Origin of the sequence: Arthrobacter sp. YN (genome assembly GCF_002224285.1) — a bacterium.
Classification (GTDB): domain Bacteria; phylum Actinomycetota; class Actinomycetes; order Actinomycetales; family Micrococcaceae; genus Arthrobacter.
In genome coordinates this window covers 4,448,312-4,461,217 of sequence record NZ_CP022436.1, presented here as the reverse complement: position 1 = coordinate 4,461,217, position 12,906 = coordinate 4,448,312, and the positions used below count along the sequence as shown (strand labels likewise).

At 63.2% G+C, this 12,906-nt stretch carries 11 protein-coding genes; 6 read left to right on the top strand and 5 right to left on the bottom strand.

The features are described from left to right. The first annotated feature begins 20 nt into the window (after positions 1-20). The 4 genes from CGK93_RS20480 (at position 21) to CGK93_RS20465 (ending at position 4,620) form a co-directional block, all read left to right on the top strand. Entirely contained in the window at positions 21-1,349 is a 1,329-nt protein-coding gene (locus CGK93_RS20480) for an NtaA/DmoA family FMN-dependent monooxygenase (RefSeq protein ID WP_089596405.1), read from the top strand. Further along, entirely contained in the window at positions 1,349-2,965 is a 1,617-nt protein-coding gene (locus CGK93_RS20475; RefSeq protein WP_089596404.1) for an aromatic amino acid ammonia-lyase, read from the top strand. Before CGK93_RS20480 ends, CGK93_RS20475 begins: the two co-directional genes overlap by 1 nt. Then, a complete protein-coding gene (locus tag CGK93_RS20470; protein ID WP_089596403.1) occupies positions 2,959-4,023 on the top strand; it encodes a PLP-dependent cysteine synthase family protein in 1,065 nt (354 codons plus the stop codon). Before CGK93_RS20475 ends, CGK93_RS20470 begins: the two co-directional genes overlap by 7 nt. Positions 4,024-4,137: 114 nt before the next feature. Beyond that, positions 4,138-4,620, top strand: a complete 483-nt coding sequence (locus CGK93_RS20465) for a carboxymuconolactone decarboxylase family protein (RefSeq protein ID WP_089596402.1) — start codon at positions 4,138-4,140, stop codon at positions 4,618-4,620. 244 nt (positions 4,621-4,864) lie between these two features. Here the strand turns inward: CGK93_RS20465 and CGK93_RS20460 are convergent, their stop codons facing one another. Both CGK93_RS20460 and CGK93_RS20455 read right to left on the bottom strand, forming a co-directional pair. Beyond that, positions 4,865-6,322: an amino acid permease gene (locus CGK93_RS20460; RefSeq protein ID WP_089596401.1), complete on the bottom strand. Its 1,458-nt coding sequence runs from the start codon at positions 6,320-6,322 to the stop codon at positions 4,865-4,867. Between the two features lie 250 nt (positions 6,323-6,572). Then, positions 6,573-7,514 (bottom strand): aminodeoxychorismate lyase, encoded by a 942-nt coding sequence (locus CGK93_RS20455; protein WP_089596400.1) that lies wholly within the window; start codon positions 7,512-7,514, stop codon positions 6,573-6,575. Positions 7,515-7,601: 87 nt separating this feature from the next. Here CGK93_RS20455 and cls point away from each other — a divergent pair, with 87 nt between their 5' ends. Further along, positions 7,602-9,074, top strand: coding sequence for a cardiolipin synthase (gene cls / locus CGK93_RS20450; RefSeq protein ID WP_089596399.1), 1,473 nt, complete (start codon positions 7,602-7,604; stop codon positions 9,072-9,074). Positions 9,075-9,132: 58 nt separating this feature from the next. Here the strand turns inward: cls and pabB are convergent, their stop codons facing one another. The 3 genes from pabB to CGK93_RS20435 all read right to left on the bottom strand — a co-directional run bounded on the left by pabB (position 9,133) and on the right by CGK93_RS20435 (position 12,464). Then, positions 9,133-11,193: an aminodeoxychorismate synthase component I gene (gene pabB / locus CGK93_RS20445; RefSeq protein WP_089596398.1), complete on the bottom strand. Its 2,061-nt coding sequence runs from the start codon at positions 11,191-11,193 to the stop codon at positions 9,133-9,135. Further along, positions 11,190-11,750, bottom strand: a complete 561-nt coding sequence (locus CGK93_RS20440; RefSeq protein WP_089596397.1) for a low molecular weight protein-tyrosine-phosphatase — start codon at positions 11,748-11,750, stop codon at positions 11,190-11,192. The genes pabB and CGK93_RS20440 overlap by 4 nt, the downstream gene beginning before the upstream one ends. A 99-nt stretch (positions 11,751-11,849) precedes the next feature. Next, the gene (locus CGK93_RS20435; RefSeq protein WP_089596396.1) at positions 11,850-12,464 is read right to left on the bottom strand and encodes a TetR/AcrR family transcriptional regulator; all 615 of its coding nucleotides are present in this window, start codon (positions 12,462-12,464) and stop codon (positions 11,850-11,852) included. Positions 12,465-12,563: 99 nt separating this feature from the next. On the opposite strand from CGK93_RS20435, the gene CGK93_RS20430 reads away from it, so the two are divergent. Then, positions 12,564-12,875, top strand: a complete 312-nt coding sequence (locus CGK93_RS20430; protein WP_089596395.1) for a hypothetical protein — start codon at positions 12,564-12,566, stop codon at positions 12,873-12,875. Positions 12,876-12,906: the final 31 nt, after the last annotated feature.

Here is a 12,906-nt window from a genome sequence, read left to right as displayed (position 1 = left end):
TCGCATGAAATCAGGTCGCGGTGAACGGACAGAGCAGTTCTACACTCAAGCCCATGCTGCACTTTGGATGGTTTGTGGGCCACGGATTCGGTGTCCAGGGGTGGGGTACGCCCGGTTACGGCCTGGGCTACGACTGGAAGAAACCCGCCCTGTACCAGGACGCAGTCCGGGCGTTCGAACAATCCGGGTTGGACCTCTTCATCATCGAGGATTCCCTCACCGTGCCGGACACGTATGGCGGATCGGCCGAAGTGTCCCTGGCTCATGCCTCCTTTGCGCCGAAACACGATCCGCTGGCGCTGGTCCCGTACCTGCTCTCCTCCACCGAGCACCTGGGAATCGTGCCGACGGTCAGCGCCTCGTTCTACCCGCCCTTCACTGCCGCCCGTCTCCTCGCCACGTTGCAGCACTTCTCCGAGGGTCAGTTGGGCTGGAACGTGGTTACGTCCGGCAGCGATCTCGCCGCCCAGAACTACGGGTTGGATCAGCAGATTGAACATGACCTTAGGTATGAAAAAGCGGAGGAATTCGTCGACGTCGTCAGGCGGCTCTGGCGGAGCTGGGAACCTGGCGCTGTCCTTGAGGACGTCTCCGCAGGGGTGTTTGCCGACCACACCAAGGTGCACCCAATCAATCACGACGGTGACTTCTTCAAGGTCCGCGGCCCGCTGAACACGGCGCCGTTGCCGGAGGAGCCCGTACTGGTCCAGGCGGGCGCATCTCCCCGGGGCAAGGCGTTCGCGGGTGGCCATGCTGATGTGGCCATTGCGTTGGCTCGCGGCACTGACGGCATGAAGTCCTACCGTAACTCGATTCGCGCGGAGGCCGCCAAAGCCGGCAGGAACCCCGACGACGTCAAGGTACTTTTTGTCCTGAAGCCCACCGTGGTCGGTTCTGCTGCCGAAGGCGAGGAGTTGCGTGCCCGGCGTCGTGAGCTCACCCAGCGCGACATCGACAGCCAGCTCAACTCCATCTCCTACCTCTCGGTGATCGACTTCAAGCAGTTCGACCTGGACGCACCCCTCCCGGAGCTGAGTACCAACAGTAACCAGGGGACGTTGGAACACTTCGCCAAGGCCGCGCCTCCCGGTTCCACGCTGCGCGAGATCCTGCAGGCCCGGAGCGGCGGGGCAGGGGATTCGATCATCGGCACGGTGGGCGAGATTGCCGACTACCTTGAGTCGACCGGCTCCGAGGTGGGTGGTGACGGGTTCCTCTTCTCCGGCTTCGTGGACCCGGTGACGGTGCACGGTGTTCTGGACAAGCTCACCCCTGAGCTCCGGCGGCGAGGCCTGTTGAGGAAGAGTTACGGCAACGGTGGGTTCCGGCAGAATCTCCTGGATTTCTGATGGAGTCTTCCGAACCGCGGACTTTAGTGCTGGGAACGGCTCCGGTGCGTGCTGCTGACGTGGCGCTGGCCGCTTCTGACCCGGGGTTTCACGTGAAACTCAACCACGATGCGTTGTCTTTGATCGGTCGCTCCCGTGACGTACTGGAGCGCACCGCCGCCTCCGGGCAGCGGGTTTACGGACTCAATACGTTGCTCGGATCCGGCCGGGACACTGCTGTGGGGGAGAAGTCGCTCCTGGCCTATCAGGTCCAGGTGGTCAGGTATCACAACAGCGGAGTGGGCTCGTATCTGGACCGTCACGCCGCCCGCGCCCTGATCCTCGCCCGACTTGTAGGCTTCAGCCGCGGCGGTTCCGGCGTGCGGCCCGAAACAGCAAACTTCTACGCCGGGCTCCTCAACCGCGGCGTCCTGCCCGCCATCCCGCGCGAAGGATCGGTGGGCTCATCGGACCTCACCCAGCTGGCCGCCGTCGCCGCCGTCGCCATCGGTGAGGGCGAAGCCTTCGACGCCGACGGCGCCTTGGTTCCGGGAGCCAAAGCGCTCGCCGATGCCGGCCTTCAACCACTCATCCTCGCTCCTGGTGAAGCGCTCGCGTTGGTGAGCGCCAACGCGTATTCCGTCGGCGCCGGAACCCTCGCCTTGCTGCGGTTGCAGCACCTGGCCCGGCTGGCCGACGTCGCGCTTTCCCTCTCGCTGGAGACCATCGCAAGGTACGACGGCGGCGGGAACCTCAGCCCGTTTTCGCCGGCCATCCAGGCGGCCAAGGCGGTTAACGGTCAAGGTGATTCAGCGGCAGCTGTGCGTCACCTGTTGAGCGGTGGCTGGATGGAGGATGTGCGTCCTGAAGTATCGGTGCAGGATGCGTTGTCTTTCCGGGCCGCGCCGCAGACGCATGGGGCGCTTCGATCCCTCGTGGCGCAGTTGAGTGCTGCGTTGGAGGTAGAGCTGAATGGTCGCGGCGACAATCCCTTGGTGGATGTCGAATCCGGGCTCATGGTGTCCGGCGGGAACTTCCAGCCGATGCAACTGGCTCTTGCGTTCGAAGGTCTGAGGGTGGCGTTGGCGCACGTGGGGATTTCCAGTGAGCGGCGCATCGCCAAGCTGTATCCACCGCAACGGGCCATCCGGGCCAAGCACTTGCACGCAGCATCGACCCAAGCCTCAGCTGAATGGTCCGGGACAGGATCGGAATCCAGTCCGGCCTCCGCGCTTGCCCAGGAGGAACTGCCGGGGCTGTTGTGGTACTCCGCGGCCGGGCTGTTGGCCGAACTCAAGTTCCTGGCTGCCCCGGCGACCCTTGGCGCACCAACCTTGTCTGCCGACGTCGAGGACCACTCAACATTGGCCCCCTTGGCCCTCCAGCAACTCGAAAAGTCGGTGGAGGTCCTGGAAAAGCTGTTGACGATCGAGGCGCTGACGGCGTCCTATCTGCTGCTCGAAGCGGGAGCTGCACAGCCGCTCGGGAAGGGGACAGGCGTCGTCGTGGGTCGACTCGCTGACGTGCTGGCCGACAGGCCATCGGCGCCGGACCTTGTGGAGCGGGCGCGGACTGAACTGCGCGGCGCCGTGGATCAGGTTTTCCCGGAAGCAGAAGAAGGGGTTGGGTCGTGGTGAGTACGGCGATTCGTCGGCAAGGAGTTCACGCAGCGGCCCGACTGCCGGACGGGCTGGACGCCTCGGTCCTGGACAAAGTGGGCAACACTCCACTGGTGAAGTTGGAGTCGCTGGGCCGCGGACTGGGCAGCACCATCCACATCAAGCTTGAGTCCGAAAACCCCGGCGGCTCCATCAAAGACCGCACCGCACTCAGCATGGTTCGGGCGGCTGAAAGGTCCGGGGAGCTGAAGCCGGGAGCCACTATCGTGGAGAGCACCTCGGGCAACACCGGGATCGGCCTGGCGCTCATTGGCCACCTGACCGGACATCCCGTGGTGGTGGTGACAGGCGACACGATCTCCGAGGAGAAGCTCGCCGCGCTGCACAACTACGGCGCCCGCGTGATCCTGACCGACTGGAACGCGCCGTCGGAGTCGCCGGAGAACGCCCGGGCTGTGGCTGCGCGGATTACGGCCGAGACGTCCGGTGCGTGGCGGCCCATGCAGTTCGACAACCCCGCCAATCCCCTTGCCCACTACGAAACCACCGGCCCCGAAATCTGGGAGCAGACCGGTGGCCTGGTCACGCACTTCGTGGCGGGCATCGGAACCGGTGGGACCATCAGCGGGAACGGGCGGTTCTTGAAGGAACAGCTAGCTGCCCTGCGCCCAGGCGGACATCTGGAAGTTGTTGGCGCCGACCCCTACGGCTCTGCCTACAGCGGCGGCCATCCCGGCGAGATCCTGGTGGATGGCGTGGGAAACTCCTGGCCCGAGCCTGAATGGCCCAAGGCCTTCGACCGTTCCATCGTGGACCGCTTCCTCCGCATCCCCAACGACGAGGTTTACACCACCGTTCACCGGCTCCTCGAGGAGGAAGGGCTCGCGCTCGGCCCCTCCTCGGGGCTCGCTGTCGCCGCCGCCATCCGGGTGGCACGCGCCGCGCCTCACAGCTCGGTGGTGGTTGCCATAGCGCCCGACGCCGGAACGAACTATATGAGCAAGGCCTTCAATCCCGTGTGGCTGGCAGAGCACGGCATCCGGCTCGCCGCCGACACCCCTGCCGCCCGCGAGTAGGACCCTCTCTCACGTCCCGCGGGTTTGGGGCGGACCGTCTCTCACCTCCCGCGGGTCTGGGGCGGACCGTCTCTCACCTAAGGGCGCCCGGTCCCTTTGCGTTAGGCTCCAACCATGCCTGAACAGGAAACAAAACCACGTCTTGCCGGCTATCTGGACAAGCAGCAGCCGGATCTTTATGCGACTCTGAGCCACTACTCCCAGCAGCTCGTCGAGGAAGCTGACCGGCTGGGTATTTCGCGCCGGACACTTGAACTCATCAACTATCGCTGCTCTCAAATCAATGGGTGCGCCTTCTGCCTGGACCTTCATCATCGTCGGGCCCTGAAATACGGCGAAACGGAACAGCGTTTGTCATTGGTGGCTGTTTACAAGGAAGTGCAGCTCTTCGAGCCCGCGGAAGTGGTCGCGATGGAAATTGCAGAGCAGATCACCCGGATGAGCTCGTCGCGGCCTAGCCCCGAGCTCTTCGAAAAGGCCCGGCAGCACTACAACGACCAGCAGATCAGTGTGCTTTGCATGGCCGCCATCGGAATCAACGCCTTCAACCGCCTGTCCATTTTGAGCGAGCACCCGGTACGCGCGGCCAAGAAGTAGGCCCAGAAAATACACCCCAGGAGAATAAGGGGCATGCCTCTACCACCAACTTTGAGTAGCAAGGCCTGTTCAACACACCCCCTGCCCGGCGTGTCAAGGCCGCCCCGGTTTCAATGTGGGTGGTGGCGGGCCCGCGTCCTGACCCTCTTTGAGACGGAAACAGCCCCTGGTCAACCCGCAAAAAAGGTTGTCCAGGGGCTGATCTGCGCCCAAACCAGGTCCGGAAGCTACGGAGCAGGGAGAACTACGCGTTCACGGCCTTCTTGAGCGACCGTCGTCGGCCGTACTTGAAGTAGAAGACGGCGTAGCAGGCCCCCACGAACGGAACGCCGAACAGCAGCGCTGCTACCTGGTTGGGGTCGAAGGCGATGCCAATCAGGGAGACCAAACAGAGGGCGAAAGCCAGGATCGGAACCAGCGGGAACAGCGGTGCCTTATAGGGAAGGGTGCTGAGGTCACCGCCGTTCTTGATGAAGGTCCGCCGGTAAATGAAGTGAGAGGCCACGATGGACATCCAGACACCCACGGTGGCGAAGCCGGCCACCGAGACGAGCACAAGGTAGACGGTGGCCGGTGCCACAACGCTGCTGATCAATGAGGCCAGGCCGCCAAGCATGCTCACGCAAAGCGCCACCATGGGGATGCCGCGCTTGGTGAGTTTCTTGAAGACCTGCGGTGCGTGGCCTTCGTCAGCCAACGAGAAGAGCATGCGGGCGCAGGAGAAGAGTCCGCAGTTGCCTGCGGAGAGCAGCGCCGTGATGATCACGAAGTTCATGATGTCCGCGGCGTACGGGATGCCGAGCATGGAGAAAACGGTGACGAACGGGCTCTCGTCCACGCTGACTTGTTCGTACGGAATGGTGGCTGCTATGACCACGATCGCGCCGACGAAGAAGATCATGAGCCGGATGACCGTGGTGCGCATGGCTTTGGGGATGTTCGCGCCGGGGTTGGCAGTTTCGCCCGCGGCAACGCCGATCAGTTCCGAGCCGGAGAAGGCATAGAAGACTGCCAGGCAGGTCACGAAAACGCCGGTGAAACCGTTCGGGAACAGACCTTCCGGAGTGCTGAAGTTCTCGCCAAAGGAGGGGTAATCGCCGCCCGTGGCGAGGGGGTGGAAGCCCGCCAGCGCGGCGCCACCAAGGATGATCAGGCCGACGACGGCGGCGACCTTGATCAGCGCGAACCAGAACTCCGATTCGCCAAAGACACGCGATGAAACGGCGTTGAGTGTGAACAGGACGGTGGCGAAGACGAAGCACCAGATCCAGACGTCGACGCCTGGGAACCAGCGCTGCATGAGGAGCCCGGCCGCTGTAAATTCCGAGCCCAAGGCCACGGCCCAACAAAGCCAGTACAGCCAGGCAGTGGCGAATCCCGTGGCGGGGCCGATGGTCCGGGCGGCATAAATGTGGAAGGCGCCGGAGACGGGGAACGCAACAGCGAGCTCCCCGAGGCAGGCCATCACCAGATAGACCACCACGGCGCCGATGAGGAACGCCAGGACCGCGCCCAAAGGGCCCGCAGTGGCGATGGTGTATCCCGAACTGACGAACAGGCCTGAACCGATGACGCCGCCCATGGCGATCATGACCAGGTGCCGGGCCTCCATGGACCGTCGCAATCCTGTCTGTGAGGCCTCAGTGCGGGACTGTGCCTCGGTTGCCGATGCTTCGGCTTCTGTGGGGGAGCTGAGTCCCATATTCCCTCCGGGAAGTTAGCCAGCAAAGTCTGAAGTAGTACCAGCCGGACGTGATCCAACTAACACGAGTACAAGATTCATCACATGACGAATGACCAATTCAAGGAGGATAAGGAACGCGATTGAACACGCAAACGGCTCTTGGCTGAGGCCAAGAGTTCCTAATCATTAAGTCATGCGAGCGATTACTCTGCTTGTTATCTGTTAGGTTCCATGCGGAGCTCCATAAGGAGAGCCGCAGAAAAGCGACTTACTCGATCCCCGCAAACAGGTGGTTCAGCTCAGCAGTGAGCTGTTTGCGCACCTCGGACGTGCCCACCTCTTTACCGTTGATGTGGTTTACGGGGGCGATCAGCCGGATGCTGGAGATCAGCCAGACGGCATCGGCATCGAACAAGTCCTGCGGCTCCAAAGGGCCATAACCAAGTTCCCAGCCAGCGGCCTTCGCTGCGGCGAACAATGCGCCCTGCGAGGTGCCCGGGAGGATGCCGCTATCAAGCTGGGGAGTGATGAGGCGACGAACCGTCCTGACGGAACCGTCGCCGTCGTCGACCGTTTCAAGGTGCGCCAGCAACACGGTGGACGTCGGGCCTTCCAGGACCCGGCCGTCAGTGGAGGTGAAGATCGCGTCGTCAGCACCTTGCTTGTGGGCGTAGCGAAGCGCCGCCATGTTCACGGCATAAGAGAGCGTCTTCGCGCCCAGGAGCAGCCATGGCGCGCGCTCGCCTGCTTCGGTGTCGAAGCCACGGTCCAAAAGTACGACGTCGATGCCCGTCTGCCGCTGACGGCGGCTGCCTGCAGGTGAGGGCGAAGCCTGTACCCAGCACGTCGGGCTGGCGGCGCCTTCAACGCCACGGGTCACAATCAGCTTGACCACTACCTCGTCCTCTTCAGGCGTAGGGGCAGGGTGAACATCGCGGAATTCGTTGATGGCTGTCTCGATGGCGCGGCGCCAGACATCCTGCCCAGGAAGCGCAAGGTCCAAGGCTGCCGCAGAACTGCCCAATCGGTTCAGGTGAGCCTGGACTTTGCGGGGGCGGCCTTGCACAGCGAGGAGCGATTCGAACACGCCGTCGCCGCGGGTGGCACCCAGATCCGTTGCCATGAGTTGCGGCTGGCTGGAATCGGCAATACGACCATTTTCGAAGGCGGGGTCCAGGAAAACGAGGACCGTGGGGGCAGGTGAAGTCATGGTCCCAGCTTAGTGCGGACCTACTGGAGGGGACTTTGCCGGATAGGCTGTGGTCACTGTTGTTCATGAACTGTGGGGGTTTGTCGGGTGCTCTTTCCTTTTCCGTTTGGCCAGGAGTGGACCTGGTTACTGGGTGCATGGGCCATTGCGGAAGTCATTATGCGCATTGTGCTGCTGGGCGTCATTCCCGGCAACCGGCGTCCCACCACCGCCATGGCTTGGCTTTTGGCTGTGTTTCTCATCCCATCTGTCGGGTTCGTCCTGTTCCTGCTCTTCGGCAATTTCAAGCTGTCGCGGCGCCGGCGTGAGCAGCAGGAGGAGGTCAATCGCCGGGTTCGTGCGGTGACCTCCGATCTGGCTGATCCCGTCAGCGTCTATTCCGGGCCGGAATGGGTGAAGTCGGCGGGCGAGCTGAACCATCGGCTTGGATCGTTGCCTATGGTCGACGGCAACAAGGTGGAGCTGATCCCCGGTTACCAAGAGTCCATCAAAGCCATGGCTGAAGCAGTCAAGGGCGCCAAGAGCTACGTCAACGCCGAGTTCTACATCATGAGCAGCGATTCCGTGACGGATGAACTGCTCACCGAACTGGAGAACGCGGCCGAACGCGGTGTGACCGTCAGACTGCTCTTCGACCACATCGGAACGTTGCGCGTCAAGGGATACCGTCGACTGATCCGCCGGCTCAAAGCAGGCAAGATCCAGTGGAAGCGGATGCTGCCGCTGCTGCCTATCCACGGTCAATGGCGGCGCCCCGACCTCAGGAACCACCGCAAGATCATGGTGATCGACGGCGAGATTGCGTTCACCGGCTCGCAGAACTTGATTGAGCCTTCCTACAACAACCCCAAGCACCACAAGGTGGGCCGCAAATGGGTGGAGCTCATGTCCCGCTTGGAGGGCCCGATCGTTGCCACGCTTAACGTGGTTTTCGCTACGGACTGGCTCAGCGAAACCGACGAATCGCTGGAAGACCAGCTGCGCTTGCCCACCCAGCCGGCGCCGGGCAAGGTCACCGCCCAGGTAGTGCCGAGTGGCCCCGGGTTCGCCACCGAAAACAACCTGCGCCTGTTCAACACGCTGATTTACTCGGCGCAGCACCGGATATCCATCTGCAGCCCGTACTTTGTCCCGGACGATTCCCTCCTCTACGCCATCACCACAGCTGCGCAGCGAGGTGTTGACGTGGAACTCTTTGTCTCCGAGAAGGGCGATCAGTTCCTGGTCCACCACGCCCAACGCTCCTACTACGAAGCCTTACTGGGGGCCGGTGTCCGAATTTACCTGTACCGGGCGCCGTACGTCCTCCACGCCAAGCACTTCACCATTGATGACGAGGTAGCCGTGCTCGGTTCCAGCAACATGGACATGCGCTCCTTCTCATTGAACATGGAGGTCTCGGTGATGCTCCTTGGCGCCGAAACCGTGAACCTCATGCGGGCCGTGGAGTCCACATATCGCGAGGTGTCCCGTGAGCTTATGCTGGACGATTGGATGGATAGACCCCCGTTGGCCAAGTATGTGGATAACGTGGCCAGATTGACCGCGACGCTTCAGTAGTTTTAGTACAGCTGACGCCCTTTAGGGGCGCTCTTAAGGGCATTGGCTGTACAAAAACTCAGCCCGGGAAGTCGGCGCCCAGGGTGGACAGCACGCCGTACGCTTTGGTCCTGATTTCCTCGTACTCGTCGTCGGCTACGGAGTCCGCGGTGATGGCCCCGCCCACGCCAAGGGAGAGCGTTCTGCCGCCGTCGGCGTCAGGGTTGACCACCAAGGTACGGATCACCACGGCGAGGTCCGTGGCCGCATTCAAGGAAAAGTAGCCAATGGCCCCCGAATAGATGCCCCGGGGCCCCGACTCGAGCTGGTCCAGGATGTCCATGGTGCTGATCTTTGGCGCACCCGTCATGGAACCGGCGGGGAAAGCCGCGGCCAGGGCTTCTGCGCGGGGTGCCCCCGGCTTCAGATGCGCGTCAATGGTGCTGACCATTTGGTGGACGGTGGCGTAGCTTTCGATTGCGCACAAGCGGCTGACCGTCACGGAACCAGGGATGGCGAAATGGCTGAGGTCGTTGCGCAGCAGGTCCACGATCATGATGTTCTCGGCGCGGTCTTTCAGTGACGTCTCGAGGTCGTGCCGCAAAGCAGCGTCCTCGGAGGCGTCGGATGATCGGCCCCGGGTGCCCTTGATGGGCTCGGCGCGCATGCCGCCGTCGGACAGAATCCGGAGGAAGCGTTCAGGCGATGTGCTCGCCACCACCAGTTCGCCGAACCGGAGGTAACTGGCGAACGGTGCCGGGTTCCGGCGTCGAAGGTTCAGGTAGCTGCGCCACGGGTCCAGGTCCCCGGCGGGGGCTTCAAGAGTGGTGGTAAGGCAGACCTCGTAAGAATTGCCCTCGCTGATTTCGTGCTGGGAGTCCGCGATCTTGCGCTTATAGTCCGTCGCGGAGTCCCGGCTCACGAATTCAGGGACGGCACCTGACGCAAAGGCACCTGACGCAACGGCGCCGGAAGATTCGGCAGCAGGACCGGAGCCACCCGCAGCAGCCCCGACGGCGGTGCGGGCCGCGCGCAACCACTCGTCGGCGTCGGGCGCTTCCAGGGCGAGCAGCCAGACGGTACGTTCCCGATGGTCCAGCACCACAGCCCGTCCGGCGAAGAGCAGTGCCGCGTCCGGGGTGTGGGAGGCGACGTCGTTGCCGCCGGTTTCGCGTTTCAGTTCGTAGCCAAGGCAGCCGAGCCAACCGAGGGTGAATTGGCCGTCGTAGCCGCGGGGCGCGCGGACTGCCTTGCGGCCCCAGACGGTGTCGAGCCACCGGAAGAACGGCCCGGAAGTGGCCACCGTGGCTGAGCCCGCGGTGATGTGGGTGGTCCCCGACACGTGGCGTACCGACTGTCCGTACGTGCCGCCGTCGTCTGCCAGGATGCTGAAGCGGCTGCGGGCGGCGGCCTGGGACCTGCCGGCGACGGCAGAGGCGTTGGAAGAATCGAGCCAGATGGCGTTGCCGGAGCGGGCATAGAGGGATTCGAAGAGCAGCGCCGCGTCAGGGACTGCTTCCAGACGCTCGGAGCGTAGTTGAAGGCCACGCCGTGCGCTGAGCTCGGGTGACAAAATCGAGGCCACCGAAGGCAGGTACATGAGAGCCTGCAGGACGTCTTCCGGCGCGTTGCCGTCGGCAAGGTTTTGCACGCGAACATCGGCGGCGCCGATGACCTGATCGGTGGAAAGCCACTCGTCCTCCTGGGCTGCCCAGCTGTCCCAGTACGGTTCGTAGGTGCTTCCGTCCCGCGCCAACGCACGACGACGGCGATCGTCACCGGGCGCTTCCACCCACACCACCGCGTCCAGCATGGGCCGGGCAGCGTCCGCCGCAGCGCCAACTCCCTCAACAATCACGATTTCGGCGGGCAGCGTGACGTTCAGCCCGCCGTCGTAATGCCGTTCCCAGTCCCAGCTGGTCCATTCCGCGGCCTGGCCGGAGCTGAGCGGCGTCAGGACCGTACCGACGTAGCGCTCAATGCCGGGCATGAGACCGTTCCAGCCGGGGTAGATGTCCTCCAGGTGGAACAGCGAAACCTTGTGGTGTTGCCGCAACCGTGCCGCCAGTTCAACGGCCAGTGTGGTTTTTCCTGCGCCGGACCTGCCGTCAACAGCGATGATCACGGGTGCAGGGGTCATGTCATAGAGGTTACCTGCTGGTGGTCGGTGTCAGCGGCGGCCTCCGCGGAGGCGATTGCTGCTTTGACGTGCTCCACGATTCCGGGGATGGCGGCCTTGATGAGCGTCCACGTGTTGTCGAAGTCGGTGTGGCCGCCGTACCAGGGGTCTTCGATGCCGAGGTCCAGGGAGCTGCGCCCTTCCATGCGGGGATCGAAGCTGCGGAACATTCGCACTTTTTCGAGTGCAGCGCGGTCCGGCGCCCCTTCTTGGAGCCAGCCGAAATGGTCTACGTCCAGCGCAAGGATCAGGTCCCGTTCCGCGAACCATTCATGCCGCCATTTACGGGCTACGTGGTCCTCGGAAGCGATGTGCTGGGCTGTGAGGACACGTGCGGCGCGGGGGTCGATCGGGTGCCCCACCTCGTACCCTGTGGTGCCCGCAGAGTCCACCGCTACGAGCTGGCCGAGCCCTTCCGCGTCGAAGGCTTCGGAGAGCATGAGCGCTGCCATGGGCGAGCGGCAGATGTTTCCAGTGCAGACCGTGATGATGCGGTATGGGCTCGTCGTTGAGTACATTCTGCAAGCATGATTGATGGCACCCCTTCTTGGCTAGGGGCGACTTCACAACTGAGTCACTTTTCGTGTCAAAGCTGTCACAGAGTGCGCGGAACGTGCCTAGGTGATGAGGGCCGAATCAGCGTTGGAGGCTTCGGCAGCCAGCGCTGAAGCCGCCAAGTAAACGGTGCGTACGACGGCGGCGCGTCGCCTTTGCGCGCGGCCGGGGTCATTGCCGGCCATCAGTCCATCGAGTGCCGGCAGTACGGGTGCGGCGTCGCAGAGGCTCACGATGGTGATGAGCAGGTCTCCGGCGTCTTCCCTGGAAATGCCGGGGAGGGCGGCGATGGTGCTGTTGACCTTCGACGCACAGTTGGCCATCCGCTTCGGCAGCCCAACAACCTCCGCGCCCCGTTCCAGACCTTCCCAGAACAGGAGGCGTGGTGCCGCTGCGTCCTTCTGGTGGTGGTCGAAGAGCCGGCCGGCGTAGTCTGCCATGGCCTCAGGCCCGTTGCCTTCGATGGGTACTTCATCCATGAGGGAGCTCAGGGCGGCGACGATCACGGCGTCGAAAAGCGCATTCTTATTGCCGAAGTACTGGTATATCCGCTCTTTGTTGACCCCGGCTTCTGCGGCAATGCGGTCGATACGGGCTCCTGCAAGTCCGCGCGCGCAAAACTCGGACGTGGCTGCTTGGAGCAGCAGTCCCTTGGTTCGCTCTGTGTCCCACGCCATAGGGTCATATTACCAGTTTCCAACTGAATGGTTGTAATTGTGGGCAAGTGGGGATAGTGTGATCCCAAGCCAAAAGCAACCGTTTAGTTGGAGAATGCCATGACCACCCAAACAACCTCCCAAACCGCCGTAGAACCCACAACGTCGACGGCCCGCCCGCAGGGACCCTCCGTTCACATGCGGGCGCTTATTACCTGGCTCGCCATCTTCCCGCTGGTGTCCATCGGCATGCTGCTCCTCGGCCCCATCATGGAGCCACTGCATCCGGTCCTTCGCGCGCTGCTGCTCACGGCACTCGTGGTTCCCGCTGCTGTTTACGTCGTGGTTCCCCGGCTGATGGCCGGCCATGGCGCACTGTCCCGCAAGGCAGTGGAGCGCTCAGCACAACGGGCAGCCCGCAAGTCCGCCTAACGCAAGCAGGTCGCAATTGAGCGCTTTTTGA